This window comes from Pseudomonas sp. W3I7 (assembly GCF_030816095.1).
In the GTDB taxonomy this organism is placed as follows: Bacteria; Pseudomonadota; Gammaproteobacteria; order Pseudomonadales; family Pseudomonadaceae; genus Aquipseudomonas; species Aquipseudomonas salomonii.
Window position 1 is genome coordinate 2,444,654 of sequence record NZ_JAUSXP010000001.1, and the last position, 21,313, is coordinate 2,465,966.

At 60.9% G+C, this 21,313-nt stretch carries 18 protein-coding genes and 1 pseudogene; 11 read left to right on the top strand and 8 right to left on the bottom strand.

The annotated features are described in order from the left end of the window. Positions 1–8 precede the first annotated feature (8 nt). Entirely contained in the window at positions 9–1,289 is a 1,281-nt protein-coding gene (locus QF043_RS11300) for an aminotransferase class V-fold PLP-dependent enzyme (RefSeq protein ID WP_307418531.1), read from the bottom strand. 18 nt (positions 1,290–1,307) lie between these two features. Beyond that, positions 1,308–2,657 carry a pyoverdine-tailoring dipeptidase-like protein PvdM gene (gene pvdM / locus QF043_RS11305; RefSeq protein WP_307418532.1) on the bottom strand — a complete coding sequence of 450 codons (1,350 nt, stop codon included), beginning with the start codon at positions 2,655–2,657 and terminating at the stop codon, positions 1,308–1,310. Between the two features lie 142 nt (positions 2,658–2,799). Here pvdM and QF043_RS11310 point away from each other — a divergent pair, with 142 nt between their 5' ends. After that, entirely contained in the window at positions 2,800–4,413 is a 1,614-nt protein-coding gene (locus QF043_RS11310; protein WP_307418533.1) for a twin-arginine translocation signal domain-containing protein, read from the top strand. On the opposite strand, the gene QF043_RS11315 is transcribed toward QF043_RS11310, so the two are convergent. Then, positions 4,406–5,353 (bottom strand): DUF1853 family protein, encoded by a 948-nt coding sequence (locus QF043_RS11315; RefSeq protein ID WP_307418534.1) that lies wholly within the window; start codon positions 5,351–5,353, stop codon positions 4,406–4,408. The genes QF043_RS11310 and QF043_RS11315 overlap by 8 nt on opposite strands. A gap of 144 nt (positions 5,354–5,497) precedes the next feature. On the opposite strand from QF043_RS11315, the gene QF043_RS11320 reads away from it, so the two are divergent. Genes QF043_RS11320 through pepN form a run of 6 tightly spaced genes read left to right on the top strand, consistent with a single transcriptional unit; the run spans position 5,498 to position 11,999 of the window. Beyond that, on the top strand, positions 5,498–6,388 hold the full coding sequence (locus QF043_RS11320) for an NAD(+) kinase (protein ID WP_010210870.1): 891 nt from the start codon (positions 5,498–5,500) through the stop codon (positions 6,386–6,388). Next, positions 6,388–7,359: a metallophosphoesterase gene (locus tag QF043_RS11325; RefSeq protein WP_307418535.1), complete on the top strand. Its 972-nt coding sequence runs from the start codon at positions 6,388–6,390 to the stop codon at positions 7,357–7,359. Before QF043_RS11320 ends, QF043_RS11325 begins: the two co-directional genes overlap by 1 nt. Further along, complete coding sequence (locus QF043_RS11330; protein ID WP_307418536.1) at positions 7,356–8,225, top strand: rhomboid family intramembrane serine protease; 870 nt, start codon at positions 7,356–7,358, stop codon at positions 8,223–8,225. Before QF043_RS11325 ends, QF043_RS11330 begins: the two co-directional genes overlap by 4 nt. A 14-nt stretch (positions 8,226–8,239) precedes the next feature. Continuing rightward, a complete protein-coding gene (locus tag QF043_RS11335) occupies positions 8,240–8,500 on the top strand; it encodes a YeaC family protein (protein ID WP_017138108.1) in 261 nt (86 codons plus the stop codon). Continuing rightward, positions 8,497–9,327, top strand: coding sequence for a DUF2797 domain-containing protein (locus QF043_RS11340; protein ID WP_056860307.1), 831 nt, complete (start codon positions 8,497–8,499; stop codon positions 9,325–9,327). The genes QF043_RS11335 and QF043_RS11340 overlap by 4 nt, the downstream gene beginning before the upstream one ends. A 14-nt stretch (positions 9,328–9,341) precedes the next feature. Further along, on the top strand, positions 9,342–11,999 hold the full coding sequence (pepN, locus tag QF043_RS11345) for an aminopeptidase N (RefSeq protein ID WP_307418537.1): 2,658 nt from the start codon (positions 9,342–9,344) through the stop codon (positions 11,997–11,999). A gap of 251 nt (positions 12,000–12,250) precedes the next feature. On the opposite strand, the gene QF043_RS11350 is transcribed toward pepN, so the two are convergent. After that, positions 12,251–13,297: an aldo/keto reductase gene (locus QF043_RS11350; protein WP_307418538.1), complete on the bottom strand. Its 1,047-nt coding sequence runs from the start codon at positions 13,295–13,297 to the stop codon at positions 12,251–12,253. Between the two features lie 158 nt (positions 13,298–13,455). Here QF043_RS11350 and QF043_RS11355 point away from each other — a divergent pair, with 158 nt between their 5' ends. The 4 genes from QF043_RS11355 (at position 13,456) to QF043_RS11370 (ending at position 16,331) form a co-directional block, all read left to right on the top strand. Continuing rightward, positions 13,456–14,172, top strand: a complete 717-nt coding sequence (locus QF043_RS11355) for a YafY family protein (RefSeq protein WP_307418539.1) — start codon at positions 13,456–13,458, stop codon at positions 14,170–14,172. 51 nt (positions 14,173–14,223) lie between these two features. Continuing rightward, a complete protein-coding gene (locus tag QF043_RS11360; protein WP_305453821.1) occupies positions 14,224–14,559 on the top strand; it encodes a nuclear transport factor 2 family protein in 336 nt (111 codons plus the stop codon). Positions 14,560–14,574: 15 nt separating this feature from the next. Beyond that, complete coding sequence (zapE, locus tag QF043_RS11365) at positions 14,575–15,681, top strand: cell division protein ZapE (protein ID WP_307418540.1); 1,107 nt, start codon at positions 14,575–14,577, stop codon at positions 15,679–15,681. 158 nt (positions 15,682–15,839) lie between these two features. After that, entirely contained in the window at positions 15,840–16,331 is a 492-nt protein-coding gene (locus QF043_RS11370; RefSeq protein ID WP_307418541.1) for a GNAT family N-acetyltransferase, read from the top strand. 113 nt (positions 16,332–16,444) lie between these two features. Here the strand turns inward: QF043_RS11370 and QF043_RS11375 are convergent, their stop codons facing one another. The 4 genes and pseudogenes from QF043_RS11375 to QF043_RS11390 form a co-directional block, all read right to left on the bottom strand. Next, complete coding sequence (locus QF043_RS11375; protein WP_307418542.1) at positions 16,445–16,657, bottom strand: hypothetical protein; 213 nt, start codon at positions 16,655–16,657, stop codon at positions 16,445–16,447. Between the two features lie 142 nt (positions 16,658–16,799). Beyond that, a pseudogene (locus QF043_RS11380) lies at positions 16,800–19,037 on the bottom strand (TonB-dependent siderophore receptor). A 128-nt stretch (positions 19,038–19,165) separates the two neighbouring features. Beyond that, positions 19,166–20,908 (bottom strand): phosphoethanolamine transferase CptA, encoded by a 1,743-nt coding sequence (locus QF043_RS11385; protein WP_307418543.1) that lies wholly within the window; start codon positions 20,906–20,908, stop codon positions 19,166–19,168. 152 nt (positions 20,909–21,060) lie between these two features. Then, positions 21,061–21,237: a DUF6026 family protein gene (locus tag QF043_RS11390; protein WP_307418544.1), complete on the bottom strand. Its 177-nt coding sequence runs from the start codon at positions 21,235–21,237 to the stop codon at positions 21,061–21,063. Positions 21,238–21,313: the final 76 nt, after the last annotated feature.

Below are 21,313 nucleotides of genomic sequence, written 5' to 3' on the forward strand. Positions count from 1 at the left end.
AGTGGGCATCACAGGCGTTGGCTCAACAGGGTCATGAACTGCTGGATTTCGTCCGTGTTGTTAAGCAAACCGGGGGAAGTGCGGATCACCGGGCCAACGTCACGGTCGACGGCATCGATCACCACGCGGTTTTTCAGCATATGGGCGACGACCGCTTCGCTGTCCTGGTCCTTGACCCGAAAGAAGGTAAAGCCCGCCGACAGGTCGCTGCTGCGCGGCGTCACCAGTTCGATCTGCGGATGCGCCAGCAACTGGGTTTTGAGTTCGCTGTTGAGTGCATGGATGCGCGCCTCAACCTGTGTCTTGCCCAGTTGCAGGTGCAGCTTGAAGGCCTCGTCCGCCGCCCAGCGATGCTCAAAGGCGTGATAGCCGCCGGGCGTCATGGTGGTGGCAAAGCTGGTGTCTTCGGAGAAGGTCGGCACCATGGGCGTGACGTATTTGTTTTCGGCATCGCGGGCGCAGACCAGTCCGGTGCCGCGTGGGCCGAACATCCATTTGTGCGTGCCGGCGATAAAAAAGTCGCAGTGCATGGCCGGGAAGTCGAGGTTTTCCACGCCAAAACCGTGTACGCCGTCGACCACATACAGGATGCGGTCATTGTCGTCACGGTTGCGATTGAGTTCCTCCATCAGCGTGCCGATTTCGCCGATCGGCAGCTTCACGCCGCTGCCGGACTGCACCCAGGTCATGCCCAGTACGCGGGTAGTGGGGCGAATCGCGCGCTTGATGTTGCCCAGCACCTCGTCACTGGAGACTTGGCTGGCCTGCTCGAACAGGCGGATGCGCCGCACCTGGGTGCCTTGGCGCGCGACGCGAAAATCCAGCACGTTCTGGGTGGCGTAGTGCTCGTGTTCGGTGGTGAGGATTTCCTGGTCGGGGCGCAGCTTGATTCCGCCGTAGATCATCGCCAGGCCTTCGGAGGTGCTGCCGGTGAGCGCGATCTGCGCGGGCTGGGCGTTCAGGTAGCGTCCGGCCCATTCGCGCACCTGGCCTTCACGTTTCCAGGTTTCTTCCAGGCCCCAGTCCATGGCCAGGCCGGGGTTGCGGTCGATCTGCTGGCGGTAGCGCTCAATGGCTTCGCGCACGGGGCGTGGGTGGGAGGTCACCAGGAAGTTGGAAAAATGCAGGTAGTCCGGGTCTTGGGTGAACAGCTGTTTGAAACCCGTCCATGGGTCGTTGATGGCAGGCGCCTGCGGGGCTGCCTGGGCGTGCGCGAGCAATGCGCTGCCCAAAGGCAGGCTGGCGGCGAGTACCCCGGCCTGCTTGAGGAATGTACGGCGGTCGGTCATGGACTGGCTTCTGGGTAATTAGCGGTTGGCCAACGGCTTGGCGGCTTTTTGTACCTGGTCCCACACCCGCAGGAAGTTGCCTCCCCACAGCTTGGCGATGTCGGCCTCGGAGTAGCCGCGCTGGATCAGTTCGGCGGTGACATTGCGCACTTCGCCAACGTTCTCCCAGCCCTGGATGCCGCCGCCGTCGTTGAAGTCGGAGGCGATGCCGACGTGGTCGATGCCGATCTTGCGCACGGTGTAGTCAATGGCATCGCCCCAGTCCTTGAGGGTGGCCTTGGGTTCTTCCTCAAGAATGGCGTACAGCCCTTGGGCGTACTGGCCGAACTTTTGCTCGGACCAGGCGGCGATGATGGCGTCACCGGGCATCAAGGCCATGGCCAGGTTGGGCAGCGGCGGCAAATCGAAGCGCGCACGCAAGGTATTGAGCTTGTCCTGGGTGGGTTGGCTCAGCGGGCGCAAATAGGCCGGGAAGCCCACCACCTGCACCACGCCGCCGCTGTTTTTGATCAGTTGCAGTTCTTTGTCGCTGAGGTTGCGCGGGATGTCCACCGAGGCACGCGGTGCCGAGTGCGAGGCAATCATGGGTGTGCGGCTCAATTGCGCGATTTGCTCCAGCGCCTTGGTCGACATCTGCGACACATCGATGATCACGCCCAGGTCATTGAGGCGGTGCACGGCTTGTTGGCCGATGGGCGATAGCCCTTCAAGCGCGTCGGTGGTGTCATTGAAAAACGGCAGCGGGCGCGACGAGTCGGACCAGGCGTTGTTGCCGATATAGCTGAAACCGAACATGCGCATGCCGCGTGCCGCCCACAGGTCCAGCTGGTTGAGGTCGTCGCCCAGCGGGTAGGCGTTGAGCATGCTGATGAAGATCGCAAACTTGCCTTCGCCATGCAGGCGCCGCATATCGTCCGGGGTGTAGGCGATGCCGACCTGGTTGGGGAAGTCGCGCACCATGCCGGAGATGATCTTGTAGCGCACCTCCTGCTCGTGACGGGCCTCCTCGACAAAGCCGTCGGTGGGTTTGTGTGGTGCGTTGGGGCCATTCCAGATTTCCGGCCAGCCGAAAATCGTCAGGGCCGCGCCCGACAAGCGCCCGCGTGCCGCCTTGGCCAGGTCAAACTGGCCGCTGCCATCCTTGTCGGCTTCGTTGCCGGCCGTGCCGAAATCCATGGGCACGGTGATATGGCTGTCGAACGACAACAAGCGGTCCTGCATTTCATTGGCCTGCTTGATCACCTCCAGCGAGTAGCCGGCATTGCCTTTGAACCAGTGATCCCAGACCAGGAAACCAGCCCCCGCGCCGATGGCCAGTGCCAGCGGCAGGCCGATATACAGCGCCTTCTTCGAACGTGGTTTTGTCATTGCCATCTCAGTCAGTTGAGGCCTTTGCTATCAGGGAGGAACGAGCCATGGCCGGCGAAATTTAGGCCTGGGCGCGGCACCGGTAAATTTCTCGCGGCCGTCAACGTTCTAGCTCTGATCAAGCTGTTTCCTAAGGTAGACAATGACCCTCTCTCGACGTGGCTTCATCGCAGGCCTGGCGCTGACCGGCGCTGCCGTGCCCGCGGCCCTTTATGCCCACCGCGAGCTGACGCGTGAAGCATTCCCGATCACGCCGGGCGAGGCTACGGTGGACCTGGCCGACACCGCCGGGCAACACTTGGCCAATACCTTGCGTGGTGTGTGGAGCCTGCGCCTGGAAGGTCGCGATGCAGGCCTTGAAGGCTTGCCGCTGCAGGGCCTGGAGCTGTTGCTCGACATCGCCCCACGCGGCCGTGGCTTGCGCGGCTATCTGGACACCGCTGCAAACCTGCGTGCCGAGGGCGAGCCGCGCTATCGCGTGCTCGGTGATCTGCTGACGGGCGAGGGCGCCGTGCTCTACTGGCGGCTGATCGACCGCGACGCCGCGCAGGGCGCACCGGCCTATGAGTTCAAGATGACCCTCGATGAAGTCTGGGCCGACTTCGCCAATGCCGGCAGCAGCACGCTGAGCGGGCAGATTCTCGACCTTGAGCGCCCCCTGGCCTTGACTGAGCGCGACAACCGCTTTATCGCCCACAAGCAACTGTTCCCCGAAGCGCGTCAGCGTATCGGCCTTAACCCGACCTTGTTGGCCTGGCTGATTGCGCCTGAGCACCGCCTGTTCCACCAGCTGTGGCACGCCACCCGTGACCAGTGGCACAAGCTGTCCGAGGAAAAGCGCGATGCCCTGCGCGGTATCGGCTGGCAACCAGGCCCACGCGGCCAGGAGCGCGACGCGCGCGGCAAACGCAAAGACCGCAACGGTTCGGGTATCGACTTCTTTTTCATGCACCGGCATATGCTCGGCACTGCGCGCTCCCTGCAAGACCTGCCTTCCTGGCCGCAATTCCCGGAGCCACAGCCGGCGCTGGAGCGCGATCGCCTGGGGTTTTTGCGCTACTTCGACAACCACGACGGCTTTGCGCTGCCGCCTTGCTGGTCGGCACCCGATGACAGCGATTACACCCAATGGGTCAGCGATATCAAGGCGGCTGAGACCTACCACAGCAACTTCCAGGTGTGGGAGTCGCAGTACCGTGACCCGCGTTACCTGGCCAAGCTGACCTTGGGCCAGTTGGGTTCCGAGATGGAGTTGGGCCTGCACGACTGGTTGCACATGCGTTGGGCCTCGGTGCCCCGCGACCCTTCAAACGGTGCCCCGGTGCCGTTCGCCCGTGACCCGGCGGACTTTGCCGCGCGTTGGTACGCGCCAGAGAACGACTTCCTGGGCGACCCGTTCTCATCGCATGTAAACCCGGTGTTCTGGCACTTTCACGGCTGGATCGATGATCGCATCGAAGACTGGTTTCGCGCCCATGAGCGGTTCAATCCGGGCGAGGTCAGCCGGCTTGAAGTCAATGGGGTCAACTGGTTTGCCCAGGGGCGCTGGGTGGAAGTCGCTGACCCATGGCTGGGGCCGGACACCCATGGTTGCAGCACCACGCCGGGGCTGCAGATGGGGCGGTCGATGGAGATGGACCCGGAAACCATGAAGCTGGCCCTGCGCATCACCTTCGCCGAAGACGAAGGATTGCAGGCATTGTTCAAGCGGGTGCCGAAACGGCCCTGGTATGCACGCCACTTGAAACTCAAGTAATCCCCGGGACGTTTGGCCACAGGTCTGCAACGAGGAACACACGTTCGGCTTCTTCCCAGTCTTCTCCTGTTTGAACCAGTCGCACCAGCAACTGGGCCGGTGCCATCGGGTCCAGGTCTGCCAGCCAGGCGTGCATCTGGTTGGCACACCACACTTGATCCGCCGGGTAATGCGCCGGCGCCAGCCAGGCATGCCGAGGCAGGGGCTGCCAGCGCCCCGGCGGGCTTTGGCTGACGAAATCGCGCCAGTCACGCTGATGCAACCAGCGCCCGCGCAGGTGTCGTGGATCGACGCCTTGTGGGGATTCGGCGGTGCCGGGCCATGGATAGAGCAAATACCCGCCCAGCCACAAATGTGCATCGAACTGCACAATATCCAGCGCCGCCAGGGCTTCGCGGCTTTCCGGGCGGGCCGAAATCGGCAATTGATGCTGAGCCAGGTGCGCGAGCTTGCGGTCCAGCCGGTCATGACAGCCGGGGCCCAGCCATTGCGCGGCGTCCTGGCCGTTGCCGTCCTGCGGCCCCAAATACAGTTTGATCGCCAGTTCCAGGTGGTGCACGCCGTCGCGGTCGCGTATCAGCATATCCAGCTCGCCCAGCGTATGCCCGGCGCGGCGGATCGGCAGGTTGGCGGCCAGCAACTCCACGCCCGGCGCATGCTGCAACGCAAATTGCCACAGGCGTTCGTAGTACAGGCCCAGGCGCCGCGTGCGCGACAGGCTGAGCCAGTGCTGCAAGGCGCTGCTGTCCTGGTCGAGGGTGCGCAGCCACTGTTCGAGCCGGTGCGGTGCTTGCACCCAGTCGCTGCCCGCCAGCGGATGGCGCTGCGGCCAGGGCGTTTGCGCAAGCATCGGCGGGGCGAGCATCACCCACGCCAAGTCGCGCACCTCGGGGTGGCGCAATTGGCGGGGCAGGTTGAGCAGGTCTGGGAACACAGTCATGGTCCGAGCATAGCCTTTTAGAGCACTTACGGGTGGCTGAGAACCATTGTCATCAAGGCCCTGCGGCGACAAAGGGTTTTGCCTGACGCGGCCTTTCGCCCATAATCGTTCTTTTTGCCAGACCCCACATCCCGCAGGAGCCCCATGGAGCAATTTCGCAATATCGGCATTATCGGTCGCCTGGGCAGTACCCAGGTGTTGGACACCGTCCGCCGACTGAAAAAGTTCCTGCTGGAACGCCACCTGCATGTGATCCTCGAAGACACCATCGCCGAAATCCTCCCTGGCCATGGCCTGCAAACTTCCTCGCGCAAGATGCTCGGCGAAGTGTGTGACATGGTCATTGTGGTCGGCGGTGATGGCAGCCTGCTGGGTGCCGCCCGTGCCCTGGCGCGGCACAACGTGCCGGTGCTGGGGATCAACCGTGGCAGTTTGGGGTTTCTTACCGACATTCGCCCGGATGACCTCGAAGTCGAAGTCGCCAAGGTGCTCGACGGCCATTACCTGGTGGAAAACCGCTTCCTGCTGCAAGCCGAAGTGCGCCGCCACGGCGAGGCCATCGGCCAGGGCGACGCGCTCAATGACGTGGTGCTGCACCCCGGCAAATCCACGCGCATGATCGAGTTCGAGCTGTATATCGACGGCCAGTTCGTGTGCAGCCAGAAGGCCGACGGCCTGATCGTGGCCACGCCGACCGGCTCCACTGCGTACGCGCTGTCGGCCGGTGGCCCGATCATGCACCCCAAGCTCGACGCCATTGTGATCGTGCCGATGTACCCCCATATGTTGTCCAGCCGGCCCATTGTGGTCGATGGCAACAGTGAGCTGAAAATCGTGGTATCCAAAGACATGCAAATCTACCCGCAAGTCTCCTGCGACGGGCAGAACCATTTCACCTGCGCCCCCGGTGACACCATTACCGTGAGCAAAAAGGCACAGAAGTTGCGGTTGATCCACCCGCTGGACCACAACTACTACGAAGTGTGCCGCACCAAGCTGGGCTGGGGCAGCCGCTTGGGGGGTGGAGGCGACTGATGCTCGATCCCGCGCGTAGCTATGACCTGATCGGTGACGTGCACGGTTGCGCTCATACCCTTGAGCACTTGCTCGACCGGCTGGGCTACCACAAACAGGCTGGAACCTGGCGCCATCCGACGCGTATGGCGGTGTTCCTCGGCGATATCATCGACCGTGGGCCACGCATCCGCGAGGCGCTGCATATCGTCCACGATATGACCGAGGCCGGCCAGGCGCTGTGCATCATGGGCAACCACGAGTTCAATGCGTTGGGCTGGACCACGCCGGCGCCGCCGGGCAGTGGCAAGCAATTCGTGCGCGAGCACAACCCACGCCATGCGCGGTTGATCCACGAAACCCTGACCCAGTTCGAACACCATCCGGCCGACTGGCACGACTTTCTCGGCTGGTTCTACGACATGCCGCTGTTTGTCGACGCCGGGCGGTTTCGTGTGGTGCATGCGTGCTGGGACGAAGGCTTTATCCAGCCGCTGCGCGCCACTTTCCCGGACGGTTGCATCGACCAGCACTTTTTGCAGGCCGCCGCCGTGCCGGGCAGCTTTGCCTGCAACGCCTTCGACCGCCTGCTGCGCGGCACCGACATGCGCCTGCCGGACGGCCTGACGCTCACGGGTGGCGATGGCCTGACGCGCTCATTTTTCCGCACCAAGTTCTGGGAAGACGACCCGAAAACCTACGGCGACATCGTGTTCCAGCCCGATGCATTGCCGGAGCCGGTGGCCCGTACGCCGTTGTCGTCGACCGAAAAAAATGCCCTGCTGCGTTATGGCGTCGACGAACCGTTGTTGTTCGTCGGGCATTACTGGCGCAGCGGCAAGCCGGCGCCGATCCGCGACAACCTGGCCTGCCTGGACTACAGCGCGGTGCTGTACGGCAAGCTGGTGGCGTATCGACTGGACCAGGAAACCCGCCTGGATCCGGGTAAATTTGTATGGGTCGACGTTGAGCGGCCAGAGGTCATTGTATGAGCACCGTAGCTGTATTGCGCTTGCCGCTGAGTGTCGACCTGGGCGGTTTCGTCAAACTGCTGCAACGCATGCAAGTGCCCCATCGCGTCAGTTTCGATGCGGGCGAGCAAGTGTTGTGGGTGCCCGAGAACATCAGCGCCGACGTGCAAGTGTTGTATCAACGCTTTCCCGCCGGTGACCCGGACCAGCAACTGGATATTCCCGAGCAGGCGCCGGTCAAGCGGCCAAGCTTTGTTCAGCAAGTGCGTTTCAGCCCGGTTACGGCGCTGGTGCTGCTGGCGAGCATGATTGTCGGCGCAGTGACCATGCTGGGTGAAAACCTGCAGACCATGAGCTGGCTGACCTTCCTGCCGTTTCACGTGATGGGCGACTACATCCAGTTCACTCCGTTTGCCGAGACCATGGCCTCGGGGCAGTGGTGGCGGCTGGTCACGCCGATGCTGATCCACTTCGGCATCCTGCACCTGGCCATGAATGGCATGTGGTACTGGGAGCTGGGCCGTCGTATCGAGGTGCGCCAGGGCAGTATCAACCTGCTGGGCCTGACGCTGTTGTTCAGCCTGGTGTCCAATTACGCGCAATACGCCTATGGCGGGCCGAGCCTGTTTGGCGGCCTGTCCGGCGTGTTGTATGGCTTGCTCGGGCATTGCTGGATCTTCCAATTGTTGTCGCCCAACCCGGCTTATCGCCTGCCGCGCGGCGTGCTGGCGATGATGCTGATATGGCTGGTGCTGTGCATGTCGGGGCTGATCTCGATGATCGGTTTCGGCGAAATCGCCAACGCGGCTCACTTGAGCGGCTTGGTCATCGGTTGCCTGACGGGTTTGCTGGGTGGGTTGTACAACCGCCGCAAAGCCTCTATTTGATAAGGAAGAGCCTTATGTCCTCTTTTGCTGAAATGATCGAAAACATCACCCCGGACATCTACGAGAGCCTCAAGCTGGCCGTGGAAATCGGCAAGTGGTCCGATGGCCGCAAGCTCACCGCCGAGCAGCGCGAGCTGTCCTTGCAAGCGGTGATCGCCTGGGAAATCCAGAACCTGCCCGAGGAGCAGCGCACCGGCTACATGGGCCCGCAGGAATGCGCGTCGAAGTCGGCGCCGGTGCCGAACATTCTGTTCAAGTCGGATGCGATCCATTGATTGAAATTGGTCGCGGTGCAGTCAGCAAAATGTCGGCGCAACTCGGTGAGCCGACTGTTCAATATGCGTTTCGCCTGGGCGACACCGAGGTGCCGGTCAACCCGTTGATCGGTACCCACGTGCGCCTGGAGTATCTCGGTGCCATCCATTGCAGCCATTGCGGCCGCAAGACCAAGACCAGTTTCAGCCAGGGTTATTGCTACCCGTGCATGACCAAACTGGCCCAGTGTGACCTGTGCATCATGAGCCCCGAGCGTTGCCATTACGACGCCGGCACCTGCCGTGATCCGGGCTGGGGCGAACAATTTTGCATGACCGACCACGTGGTGTACCTGGCCAACTCGTCGGGCATCAAGGTCGGCATCACCCGTGCCACCCAGTTGCCGACCCGCTGGCTCGACCAGGGCGCCAGCCAGGCGCTGCCGATCATGCGCGTGGCGACCCGTCAGCAATCCGGTTTCGTTGAAGACCTGTTTCGCAGCCAAGTGGCCGATAAAACCAACTGGCGTGCTTTACTCAAGGGCGATGCGCAATCGGTGGACCTCAAGCAGGTACGCGATGAGCTGTTCGCCACCTGCGCCGACGGCCTGCTGGGGTTGCAGGAACGCTTTGGCTTGCAGGCCATCCAACCGGTAACCGACATCGAGCCGATCGAAATCCGTTACCCGGTCGAGCAATACCCGGCCAAGATCGTCAGCTTCAACCTGGACAAGAACCCGATTGCCGAAGGCACGTTGCTGGGGATCAAGGGCCAATACCTGATCTTCGACACCGGCGTTATCAACATTCGTAAGTACACGGCCTACCAGCTCGCCGTGCATCAGTAAAAAGGATGCTATCCATGCGCACCGAACAACCGAAGATGATTTACCTGAAGGACTATCAGGCGCCGGACTACCTGATCGAAGAGACGCACCTGACCTTCGAGTTGTTCGAGGACCACAGCCTGGTCCATGCGCAACTGGTGATGCGCCGCAACCCCGAGCGCGGCGCCGGCCTGCCGCCGCTGGTGCTCGACGGCCAGCAGCTGGAGCTGTTGACCGTCAACCTGGGTGACAAGGCACTGAGCGAGGCCGACTACCAGTTGACCGACAGCCACCTGACCCTGCACCCGACCCGCGAAACCTTCACGGTCGACACCAGCGTGCGTATCCACCCGGAAACCAACACCGCCCTCGAAGGCCTGTACAAATCCGGCGGCATGTTCTGCACCCAGTGCGAGGCCGAAGGTTTCCGCAAGATCACGTACTACCTCGACCGCCCGGACGTAATGAGCACCTTCACCACCACGGTGATCGCCGAGCAACACCGCTACCCGGTGCTGCTGTCCAACGGCAACCCGATTGCCAGCGGCCCTGGCGAAGACGGCCGCCACTGGGCGACCTGGGAAGACCCGTTCAAGAAGCCTGCCTACCTGTTTGCGCTGGTGGCCGGTGATTTGTGGTGTGTTGAAGACACCTTCACCACCATGACCAACCGCGAAGTGGCGCTGCGCATCTACGTCGAGCCGGAAAACATCGACAAGTGCCAGCACGCCATGACCAGCCTGAAAAAATCCATGCGCTGGGATGAAGAAACCTACGGTCGCGAGTATGACCTCGATATCTTCATGATCGTCGCCGTGAATGACTTCAACATGGGCGCCATGGAGAACAAGGGCCTCAATATCTTCAACTCCAGCGCCGTGCTGGCCCGCGCCGAAACCGCCACCGACGCCGCGCACCAGCGCGTCGAGGCGATTGTTGCCCATGAATACTTCCACAACTGGTCGGGCAACCGCGTCACCTGTCGCGACTGGTTCCAGCTGTCGCTCAAGGAAGGTTTCACCGTGTTCCGGGACTCGGGCTTCTCCGCCGACATGAACTCGGCCACGGTCAAGCGTATTCAGGACGTGGCGTACCTGCGCACCCATCAGTTCGCTGAAGACGCCGGCCCCATGGCCCACGCGGTACGCCCGGACAGCTTTATCGAGATCTCCAACTTCTACACCCTGACCGTGTACGAAAAGGGCTCGGAAGTGGTCGGCATGATCCACACCTTGCTCGGCGCTGAAGGTTTCCGTAAAGGCAGCGACCTGTACTTCGAGCGCCATGACGGCCAGGCCGTGACCTGCGATGACTTTATCAAGGCCATGGAAGACGCCAACGGCGCCGACCTCAGCCAGTTCAAACGCTGGTACAGCCAGGCCGGTACGCCGCGTCTGGCGGTGAGCGAGTCGTTTGATGCCGCGGCCAAAACCTACAGCCTGACGTTCCGTCAAAGCTGCCCGGAAACCCCGGACAAGGTTGAGAAACTGCCGTTCGTGATTCCGGTAGAGTTGGGCTTATTGGACGGGCAGGGCGCCGCTATCGCTTTGCGCCTGGCCGGTGAAGCGACAGCTGGCGGCACGTCACGGGTGATTTCGGTGACTGAGGCCGAGCAGACCTTCACCTTCGTCGATATCGCCGAAAAGCCGTTGCCTTCGCTGCTGCGCGGCTTCTCGGCGCCGGTGAAACTGAGCTTCCCGTACAACCGCGACCAACTGATGTTCCTGATGCAGCATGACAGCGATGGTTTCAACCGCTGGGATGCCGGCCAGCAATTGTCGGTGCAGGTGTTGCAGGAGCTGATCACCCAGCATCAGGCGGGGCAGGCGTTGAAGCTCGATCAGCGCCTGATCGACGCACTGCGCACGGTCTTGAGCGACGAAAGCCTGGACCAGGCCATGGTCGCCGAAATGCTCTCGCTGCCAAGCGAGGCCTACCTCACGGAAATCAGCGACGTCGCGGATGTGGAGGCTATCCACGCCGCCCGTGAGTACGCCCGCAAGCAACTGGCCGACAACCTGTTCGAAGCGCTATGGCTGCGTTACCAGGCCAATCGCGAGCTGTCCAAGCAGACGCCTTACGTGGCGGCGGCCGAGCACTTTGCGCGACGCGTCTTGCAGAACATCGCGCTGTCGTACCTGATGCTCAGCGGCAAGCCTGAGGTGTTGGCCGCAACCCTGGATCAGTTCGACACCAGCGATAACATGACCGAGCGCCTCACGGCATTGGCGGTGTTGGTGAACTCGCCGTTCGAGGCGGAAAAAGCCCAGGCGTTGGCGGTGTTTGCCGAGAACTTCAAGGACAACCCGTTGGTGATGGACCAGTGGTTCAGCGTGCAGGCGGGCAGCACCCTGCCGGGCGGGTTGGCGCGGGTCAAGGCGCTGATGGAGCACTCTGCCTTCAACATCAAGAATCCGAACAAGGTGCGTGCACTGGTGGGTGCCTTTGCCGGGCAGAACCTGATCAACTTCCATGCGGCGGACGGCTCGGGTTATCGCTTCCTGGCGGACCTGGTGATCCAGCTCAATGGCTTCAACCCGCAGATCGCGTCGCGCCAGTTGGCGCCGCTGACCCGCTGGCGTAAATACGACAGCGCCCGTCAGGCGCTGATGAAGGCGGAGCTGGAGCGCATTCGTGCCTCGGGCGAGCTGTCGAGCGATGTGTTCGAGGTGGTCAGCAAGAGCCTTGCGTAAGCTGGGCGCATAAAAACGGCCTGAACAGGCTAATGCCAGTCAGTTAAGACATACCCGGTAATTGTGGCGAGGGAGCTTGCTCCCGTTGGACTGCGTAGCAGTCCCATGCTTTTAAAGCAAAGAGCAGGGGCCGCTTCGCGCTGGAGCGCCAGCCCGGCCCAGCGGGAGCAAGCTCCCTCGCCACAGGTTAATGGCTGTCAGTTCTAGCGCTTAACTGGCTGGCATTAGTCGGAACAGGCCTTTTTTTTGTCTCAAATAACCGGTGGTCGCGGTGTGTCTGCGCCATGGTCGAGCGCGAAACGCTCCGAGATAATCCCGTGGGGAACGCCCAATGGGATTGCGCCGGCAGTGTCCAGGCGGGTGACTTGCTCGTTCGACAGTTGCACGTTTAGCGCGCCTAACGTGGCATCCAGCTGCGCACGGGTACGTGAGCCAAGGATCGGGATCAGCGCGGTCGTCGAACGCCGGGCCTTTTCCCGTAGCCAGGCGATGGCGACGTGGGTGGGGCTTGCCTCCAATTCGCCGGCAACCGCCAGCAAAGTATCGAGCACGGCCGTTTCACGCGCGCTTTGTTCGGAATGGATCAGCATGCCCAGTTTGTTGGCGCGATTGTCGTCCAGGCTTTCGCGGTATTTGCCGGTGAGGAAGCCGCCGCCCAACGGTGACCACAGCGTGGCGGCCAGGCCCAGGGCCTCGGCCATCGGCAGTACTTCACGTTCGGCGCTGCGTTCGACCAGGCTGTATTCGACCTGTACACCAATGATCGGCGCGAAATTGCGTACTTCGGCCAGCAGGTCGGCGCGGGCGATGCGCCAGGCCGGGAAGTTCGACAGGCCGGCATACTGGATCTTGCCGGCGCGCACCAGGTCATCGAAACCGCGCAGGATCTCTTCCATCGGCGTGACGTTGTCGCTCATATGCGCCCAGAGCAGGTCGATGTGCTCGGTGTTCAAGCGTTTGAGGCTTTCTTCGACGGCCCGCACCATGTTCTTGCGGTTGTTGCCGAGCTTGATCGTGCCTTCGTCGGACGGCTGGGTGCGCAGGCTGTACTTGGTGGCAACCACCAGGTTGTGACGCTCGGTGGCGATAAATTCCCCCAGCAGCTTTTCGGCCTGGCCAAACTGGTAACCGTTGGCGGTGTCGAGGAAATTGCCGCCCGCTTCGAGGTAGCCGTCGAATATCTGTTTGGCTTCTTCGCGCTCGGCGCCATGCCCCCAGCCCGTGCCGAAATTGCCGGTGCCCAAGGCCAGTTCGGATACTTGCAGACCGCTGCGGCGGCCAAAGACTTTATTGCGCATACAGAGACTCCAGAAAGGCTGAGGTTTATACATGTCTTCAAACATGTATTTAATATGATCTTGGTAATTTATTCGGTCAAGAGACTTTTTACTGCTGACGTTTTCTGACAGGGCGCTCTGCTAAGCTGCGGCCTTTTGGCTGTTTCGGCGGGGTCCACGTGTCGCGCACTACTCGTTTACTCACCTTGTTGCAGGCCCTGCGGGGCAAGAAGCGCCCGGTGACCGCAGCCGTACTGGCTGCGCAACTGGAAGTGTCCGAGCGCACGCTGTACCGCGATATCGCCGAGCTGACGGCACTCGGCGCGCCGATTTTTGGTGAGGCGGGGGTGGGTTATGTGTTGCGTAGCGGACTGTTTTTGCCGCCATTGATGCTCAACGCCGAAGAAACTGAAGCCATCGTGCTGGGCTTGCGCTATGTGGACCAGCGCGGCGATGACGTGCTCAGCCGTGCGGCGGCCAATGCTTTGGCGAAAATTGCCGATGTGCTCGACCCGGCGGCGCAGGAAGCCTTGCGTAATCCCACGCTGCTGCCAGGGCCGCCGGGGTTTGGCTACCCGGAAAACCGCGTGCCGCTGAATGTGTTTCGTGAGGCGATTCGCAATCAGGCCAAGCTGCACGTCGATTACGCCGATGCCAGCCAAACCCAGAGCCAGCGGCTGATTTGGCCGCTGGCATTGGGGTTTCTCAATGAGGTTCGTGTGATCGTGGCCTGGTGCGAGTTGCGTGGCGCCTATCGTACGTTTCGCACCGACCGGGTGGCCGCAGCTCACGCCCACGGTGAGCGTTACCCTGGCCGGCGCAGCGACCTGCTGCGCGGCTGGCGCAAGTTGATGGAACACAATGATTCAGGACCGTTTACTCCTGACAAAAACTGACACAGGGCTGGCTTAGCATGGCGCCATAAATCACTAAAAAGGAGCTGTGCCATGTCTTTTCCAGCGTTGGCCCCCGCCATTGCAGCCTACCTGGCCGCGACCAATACCGGCGACACCTCAGCCATTGCCCAGTGTTTTGCCGACGATGCCAATGTGTTCGATGAAGGCGAGCATCAGGTCGGTCCGACAGCCATTGCCCGCTGGGTCGAAGATACCGGGCGGCGCTATCAGCCCCGTGTAGAAGTGATCAACGTGCAGCATCGCACCGGCAAGGTATTGGTCAGCAACCGGGTCTCGGGCAATTTCCCCGGTAGCCCACTGGAGTTGCGCTATACCTTCCGCCTGAACGAGCAAGGCAAGATTTCACGGCTGGATATCTCGCTGTAAGTCATACTGGCACGCATGACTTTCGACTCGCCGCTCGCCGCCTACCAACACGCCATCGCCCAGCAGGGCTTCGTGCCCGACGACGCCCAGCGCCGGGCGGTACAAGCCCTGCAAACCTGCTTTGAGGCCTTGCACCAAGGCCGCTCGCCGATTCCCGGGGTATACCTGTGGGGGCCGGTGGGCCGGGGCAAGACCTGGCTGATGGACCAGTTCTATCAGCGCCTGCGCGTTCCCGCGCGGCGTCAGCATTTTCATCACTTCATGGGCTGGGTGCATCAGCGTTCTTTCCAGCTCAGCGGCATCCAGGACCCCTTGCAGGCTATGGCGCGGGAACTCAGCCAGGAGGTGCGCGTGCTGTGTTTCGACGAGCTGTTCGTCAACGACATTGGTGATGCGATCATTCTCGGTCGACTGTTCCAGGTGATGTTCGAGGAAGGCGTGGTCATGGTCTGCACCTCCAACCAACCGCCGGACGAACTGTATGCGGGCGGCTTCAACCGCGAGCGATTCCTGCCGGGCATCGAGGCCATCAAGCGGCATATGCACGTGGTGGCGGTAGACGGCGCTGAAGATCACCGTTTGCATCCGGGTGTGGGGCTGCAGCGCTATTGGGTCAATCAGCCGCAAGCGCTTGCCACACTGTTCAAACAGTTAAGTGAAGACCAAGTGACCAGCAGCGGCGCGGTCAGCGTCGGGTACCGTTCGATAGTGGCGGTGCAGTCCAGCGATACGGTGCTCTGGTGCCGGTACGCCGATTTGTGCGAGCAGCCCTTGGCCGCAATGGATTTCATGCTGCTGTGTGACCGCTACAAGGCGATCCTGCTGGGTGAAGTGCCCAACCTGAGCGCACAAAAGCGCCCAGGCCGGATTGCCCGTGGCACCGAAGACGGCGTTCAGCGAGTCGTGGCCGGTGACCGTGAGTTGCCCGAGTTGTCGGTGCACGATGACAGTGTGCGGCGCTTCATCGCACTGGTAGATGAGTGCTACGACCGCAAGGTGCCGTTGTTTATCGAGGCCCAGGTGCCTTTGGCAAGCCTTTACACCGAGGGTTATCTGGAGTTTGCGTTCCGGCGCACCCTGAGCCGTTTACAAGAAATGCAACTGCAGCGGTTCGGCGCCTAGGAAATATCCCAGGCCAGCAGTGCCTGTTGGGCGGCACAAGCCTCGTCATTTCCGTCAGGTATTTGTAGCTAATCTCCTTCATCTGCGACTGGCTCCCCGCTTACAATCGTCCGCTCAAAAGGGAACCGATTCCCTTGTTGCCGTGATTGAGGAAGGAAATGGACACCCCAGACATCCTGGTGCTGCAAGCCAGCTACACCAACCCCGTGCATGCCCAAGCCATTGGCCAGGTGCTCAACCATTACGCTGAAGACCCGATGGGCGGCGGTCACACGCTGCCGGCCGACCTGCTGCAGCAACTGCCAGCCGAACTGGCCAAGCGCCCCCACGCTTTCAGCGTACTGGCATTTGTCGGCGGTGAGCCGGCGGGTCTGGTCAATTGTTTTGAAGGGTTTTCGACGTTTGCCTGCCGCCCGTTGATCAACGTGCACGATGTGGTGGTGATGAATCAGTTTCGTGGCCTGGGGCTGAGCCAGAAAATGCTGCTCAAGGTCGAGGAGATTGCCCGTCAGCGCGGTTGCTGCAAGATCACCCTGGAAGTGCTCGAAGGCAATGACGTGGCGCAAGCGGCCTACCGCAAGTTCGGTTTTGACGACTCGATTTTTGATCCCGCCCATGGCCGCATGCTGTTTTGGAGCAAGCCGCTTTAATCACGGTGTTTAATATAAACAGCATAAAAAAAGGCGCCATTAAATGGCGCCAAATTAACCTTTGCCAAAGGAGCGGATTGGCACAGGGGCATGCGGATTAACTAAAGATTAAATCAGCTGTTAGGCTGTTGCTCAGCGCGGGACTGTTCGGTCTTTACATTCTTGCCGTCGGCCAGTGCGGTTTTATCCGTGGTGCCGTGCATTTGCTGCTGGTCGAAGGCGAAGTTGTTGTAAAACTCCTTCGAGCGCTCTGAACCGCCCTCTGCGAAGGCAGCTACGGAGGTCAGGCTCATCAGGCCGGCAAGCATCAAGGTCGAAAATTTCATGGCAGTATTCCCATTAAGAGTGATTGGTGTGTGATCGCTCCGTGATCCGATTCATGGCGCGACTATGGGGCTGTCTTATTAAGTGGGAATTAACATGGAACTGCCCCGAAGTTAACGTTTTTGTTAACTTCGGGGCAGCGATTTATAGCCGCCAATCCACTGCCAGTGTGATGGAGCGTGGGTCTCCCCAATACACGCCATTATAAAAGCCGACGCGCTCGTAATATTTTTTATCAAATAGATTGTTGACGTTAACTGATGCAGAAACATGTTCGTCGAATTGGTAGCGCGACATCAGGTTGACCACGGTGTAGGCCTGCTGCGTAATCTTGGTGCTTTCGGTGACCAGGCGGCCGTCGCTGTCCCGGGCACCGGTAGGGCGTGGGGCAAACTTGTAGAAATCGCTCTGCCAGTTCACCGCGCCACCTACCGTCAACCCGCGCCATTGGCCCGGCAGGCGATACGCCGTGGACAGTTTTAACAGGTTGAGTGGCTGGTCGGTATTGTTGCGCTGTTTATCGCCATTGACCGAGTGGGTGTAGGTGTAGCCGGCCGTGAGGTTCCAGTCCGGCATGACTTCGCCCGATGCCTCCACTTCAAAGCCCTGGACCTTGTTGCCTTTGCCGCCGGACTTGTAGAACTGCTCGCGCGTGACCGGGTCCGGTGGGGCGCTGTTATCGAGTTCGGCGACGTTGTCCTGGGTGCTCCAAAAGTACGCGGTGGCCAGGTTCAGGCGCTCATTGAACAGGCTGCCCTTGAGCCCGACTTCGTAGTTGCTGCCCACCACCGGCTCCAGGTACTTCTTGCTGGAATCGCGCTCATCCTGCGGGTTGAAGATATCCGTGTAGCTGGCATACACGGTGTACTCGGGAGTGATGTCGTAGAGCAGCCCCGCATACGGCGTCCACATATCGTTGTGGGTCTGGCGGGTCTTGGTCGATTGGGTCAGCTGGTTATTGTCGTTGTACTGCGGCGAGACGCTTTCGATTTCCCAACTGCCATAGCGGCCGCCGAGAACCGCGTGCAGTTTGTCGGTGAGGCTCAGGCGCGTCGCCAGGTACCCGGCTTTCTGTTTTTTGCTGCTGTGTTCGCCTTTGAGGCCGGTAGTGCGGTCGGGGAAATTGGGGATATCACCCATGTGCTGCCAGTCTTTGATGTCTTCGTAGCCATCGGGGGTGCTGTAGCGCTGGAACGGCGATGAGTCGCGCTGCTCGGATTCGCCATACCCCGCCATCAACTCATGCTCACGGCCAAACAATGAATAGGTCCCGGCAAGGTTGAAATCCACCACGTCCATTTTCGATGTGCCGACCATCTAGTTGGTCCAGGCGTTCATGCCGCTGCCATCCGGGTTGGGGTAGCCGGCGCCGCCGTAGTAGACCTTGCCGTCAGTGTCACTCTGGCGATGCGTATAGGCCGCCTTGAGGCGCCAGTCGGCGGACAGCTTATGGTCGATAGAGGCGAAGGTGGTCTTGTCTTTGAGCGGCCAGGAACTCCAGTCGGCCGCCAGGTTGGCCGAGCGCGACAGCCGCGCTTTGCTGCCATCACTGTTCCAGTAGGGCAGAGTGCCCCAGGAGGTGCCTTGCACATGCTTGTTCTGATAGTCCAGGCCGACGGCGACCACCGTGTCGTCGGTCAGGTCGCCTTCGAGGATGCCGTAGCCGACCTCCCGTTGCATGGCGTAATTGTCGCGATAGGACTGGCTGTCGCGATAGGCCAGCACCGTGCGCCCACGCAGTCGCCCATCAAACGCCAGGGGGCCGCCCACATCAACGTAGCTGTAGTAGTTGTCATGGCTGGCGCCGCTGACGCCGGTCTTGGCTTGCCAGTCTGAGGTCGGGCGCTTGCGGATCATGTTGACCGTGGCCGACGGGTCGCCCGCGCCGGTGGTCAGGCCGGTGGCACCGCGCACCACCTCGATGCGGTCATAGATGATGGTGTCGGCATCCGACTTCATGCGCCCGTAGGTGCTGAGCATGCCGTCGACCTGGTAGTTGCTGATGGAGTAGCCACGGGAAGAGTAACCGACCCGATCCGAGTCCATGTGCTGCACCGTTATGCCTGTGGTCTGGCGCAGTACGTCAGTCAGCGTATTGAGGTTGAAGTCATCCATTTGCTGACGGGTAATCACCGAAACCGATTGCGGGGTTTCCTTGATGGACATGTTCAGCTTGGTGGCCGTGTTCATCGAGCCGGTGGTGTAGGCGCCGGTGTGTTCGGTGGTCGCGCCCAGGCCTTCGGCGGTGATGCTGGTGGCACCCAGCTCAAGCGCGCGTGGCGGGGCATGTTCGGGGTCGGTTTCGGCCAGCAGGTCCGGGCTCAGCGCGACGCTGCACAGGCCAAGGGTGAAGGTCATGGAACGGGTAAAAGGCGCGAACATCGCGGCAGACTCCTTGTCGTCTTTGCGGCCTTCTCAGTAAGAGAAGGCCTTGGCTCAAAGACGAAAGGGCGCGCGGAACTTTAGGCTTAAACGAGAATGATTGTTATCTTTCTGTTACAAGGCTCACGCTATTTGGCAACCACTTCAGAGGCGTCCGGCTTCTTTGGCTTGATCAGGCTGAAATCAATCAAGCCCTTTTTCTGGCCGATGTAAGGGTCACCAATCAGCAACGGGCGTGGCTTGAAGCTGTCGTTCACCAGGCTCTTGCTGCGGTCCCACTCATCGAAGCTCAGCCCGGCCAGGTCGGCCCAGGTGTGGATCAGCTGTGAACTGCTGTAAGGGCGCTGCAAGTCGCCGGCAAAGCTCCAGTCATGGGTTTCACGCCACTTCGGCGAGGCGTAGGCCATGAACGGGATGGTATACATCGGCGCCGTCGGCTTGCCTTCGTTACGGCCCAAGGTGCTGTGGCCGGCCGAGTCGAACACGTCTTCGCCGTGGTCCGAGAGGTACAGCAGAAAGCCGTTCGGGTCGGTCTTGGCGTAATCCTTGATCAGGCTCGACACCACGAAATCGTTGTAGAGCACCGCGTTGTCGTAGCTGTTGTAGGTTGGCAACTGATCGTCGCTGACACCGGCGGGTACGCCCTGGCGATCGGTAAACTTGTCGAAGGTCGGTGGGTAGCGGTACTGGTAGCTCATGTGAGTGCCCAGCAGGTGCACCACGATGAACTTGCGCTCGGCAGGTTCGGCCAGCGCCTTGGCGAACGGTGCCAGCACGTCGCCGTCATATTGGCGCGCATTCTGATTGCGGTTGTTGTTGAGGTACACCTGCTCGTCAGCCTGCTCGGAAAAGGTCGTGAGCATGGTGTTGCGCTTGGTCATGGTCTGCTGGTTGGTGATCCAGTAAGTCTTGTAGCCGGCCTGTTTCATCACGCTGACGATCGACGGCGTCTTCAAGTACAGGTCCGGGTTTTCTTCGTCGGCAAACGTCAGCACCTGTTGCAGCGCTTCGATGGTGTAGGGGCGCGGGGTGATGACGTTGTCGAACACCGCCAACTGGTCGCGCAGCTTGTCCAGTTCCGGCGTGGTGTTACGCGGGTAGCCGTAAAGGCTCATGCGCTGACGGTTGGTGGATTCGCCGATCACCAGCACCAGGGTCGACGGCTGGTCGGCCATGGTGTCCTTGAGGTTCTTCAAGGGCGGAATCTTGCTGGCGCTGGTGAGCATGCCCTGCATGCTGTTGAGCTGTTCAGTGTAGCGGCGGTAGGCAACGATCATCTGCCATGGCACGGCCGGTTCGACGCGGCTTTCGAAACCGTCGATGGCCAGTTCCATGGTCGGGTTGGTTGCAATCTGCTTGACCAGCGGGTAACCGACCACCGCCAGCACAATCGCGGTGGCTGCCAGCAGCGCCTGGCCACGCGGCAGGTAAACCGGGCGCAGGCGGGTCCACAGGAAAATGGCCACGGCGGTATGGGCGATGAACGCCAGCACGATCCACCACGCGAAGTACTGGGTCGCGTATTCGCCCGCCTCAGAGATGTTCGACTCGAACATAATGAAGATGACGCTTTGTGAAAATTCCTGCTGGTAGATGAAAAAATAACCCAGGCTGGCCATCGAACAGGCCCACAGCACCACGCCGATCAGGGCCGCGAGCAAGCGCGTACGCTTTGGGAACAGCAGCATCGGCGCGAGCCAGAACGCACTCAGGAAGAAGGCTTGGCGAAAGCCACTGAAACCGGAGGTGCCGGTCAGTTGGATCAGGAGTTGGGTAATACCCGAGAAATACCAGAAAAACAGGAACAACCAGCCAAGACCGGCCCAATCAAAGCCTTTCGCAGACTTGGTGCTGCGTTTGAACATCGCCATCCAGTACTCCAACCCGATAATTGCTCAGTCGCTGCGCAGGAATGCACGCGACAGTGGGCCGCCGCGTGTGCGTGGCCCTATTCGGCGGGAGTATCGGGATGAGGATGTGAAAACTTTGTGAGTTATTTCTGAAGGCTTTGTTCAGCTCAGGTTCAGCAAAGCGCAGGCTGGGCGCCGGATGCCTGATTGAGCTGCGCTTGAAGGTGTGTGCGCAGGCGCAGGACTTCCTGCTGCAGTTGATCGCGCTCTTCTTTTAATTGGCGCAATTCATCGCGACGCACGCTCACGTAGAGGGTCTGTGGCGGTCGGGTCATCTGTGCTGTGCTCATTGCTTACCTCGCAAATAGCCGGTAGATCGCGGTGCCGGAACGCTTCAGTCGAGGTTCTCGGCAACAGTCGGAAGCA

Excerpts from the sequence above, each read along its gene's own strand:
- QF043_RS11370 (WP_307418541.1), top strand. The coding sequence starts at position 15,840 with ATGGACACCCCAGACATCCTGGTGCTGCAAGCCAGCTACACCAACCCC.
- QF043_RS11320 (WP_010210870.1), top strand. The coding sequence starts at position 5,498 with ATGGAGCAATTTCGCAATATCGGCATTATCGGTCGCCTGGGCAGTACC.
- QF043_RS11375 (WP_307418542.1), bottom strand. The coding sequence starts at position 16,657 with ATGAAATTTTCGACCTTGATGCTTGCCGGCCTGATGAGCCTGACCTCC.
- QF043_RS11310 (WP_307418533.1), top strand. The coding sequence starts at position 2,800 with ATGACCCTCTCTCGACGTGGCTTCATCGCAGGCCTGGCGCTGACCGGC.
- QF043_RS11390 (WP_307418544.1), bottom strand. The coding sequence starts at position 21,237 with ATGAGCACAGCACAGATGACCCGACCGCCACAGACCCTCTACGTGAGC.
- QF043_RS11360 (WP_305453821.1), top strand. The coding sequence starts at position 14,224 with ATGTCTTTTCCAGCGTTGGCCCCCGCCATTGCAGCCTACCTGGCCGCG.
- QF043_RS11325 (WP_307418535.1), top strand. The coding sequence starts at position 6,388 with ATGCTCGATCCCGCGCGTAGCTATGACCTGATCGGTGACGTGCACGGT.
- zapE (WP_307418540.1), top strand. The coding sequence starts at position 14,575 with ATGACTTTCGACTCGCCGCTCGCCGCCTACCAACACGCCATCGCCCAG.
- QF043_RS11350 (WP_307418538.1), bottom strand. The coding sequence starts at position 13,297 with ATGCGCAATAAAGTCTTTGGCCGCCGCAGCGGTCTGCAAGTATCCGAA.
- QF043_RS11335 (WP_017138108.1), top strand. The coding sequence starts at position 8,240 with ATGTCCTCTTTTGCTGAAATGATCGAAAACATCACCCCGGACATCTAC.
- QF043_RS11315 (WP_307418534.1), bottom strand. The coding sequence starts at position 5,353 with ATGACTGTGTTCCCAGACCTGCTCAACCTGCCCCGCCAATTGCGCCAC.
- pvdM (WP_307418532.1), bottom strand. The coding sequence starts at position 2,657 with ATGACAAAACCACGTTCGAAGAAGGCGCTGTATATCGGCCTGCCGCTG.
- pepN (WP_307418537.1), top strand. The coding sequence starts at position 9,342 with ATGCGCACCGAACAACCGAAGATGATTTACCTGAAGGACTATCAGGCG.
- QF043_RS11330 (WP_307418536.1), top strand. The coding sequence starts at position 7,356 with ATGAGCACCGTAGCTGTATTGCGCTTGCCGCTGAGTGTCGACCTGGGC.
- QF043_RS11300 (WP_307418531.1), bottom strand. The coding sequence starts at position 1,289 with ATGACCGACCGCCGTACATTCCTCAAGCAGGCCGGGGTACTCGCCGCC.
- QF043_RS11385 (WP_307418543.1), bottom strand. The coding sequence starts at position 20,908 with ATGGCGATGTTCAAACGCAGCACCAAGTCTGCGAAAGGCTTTGATTGG.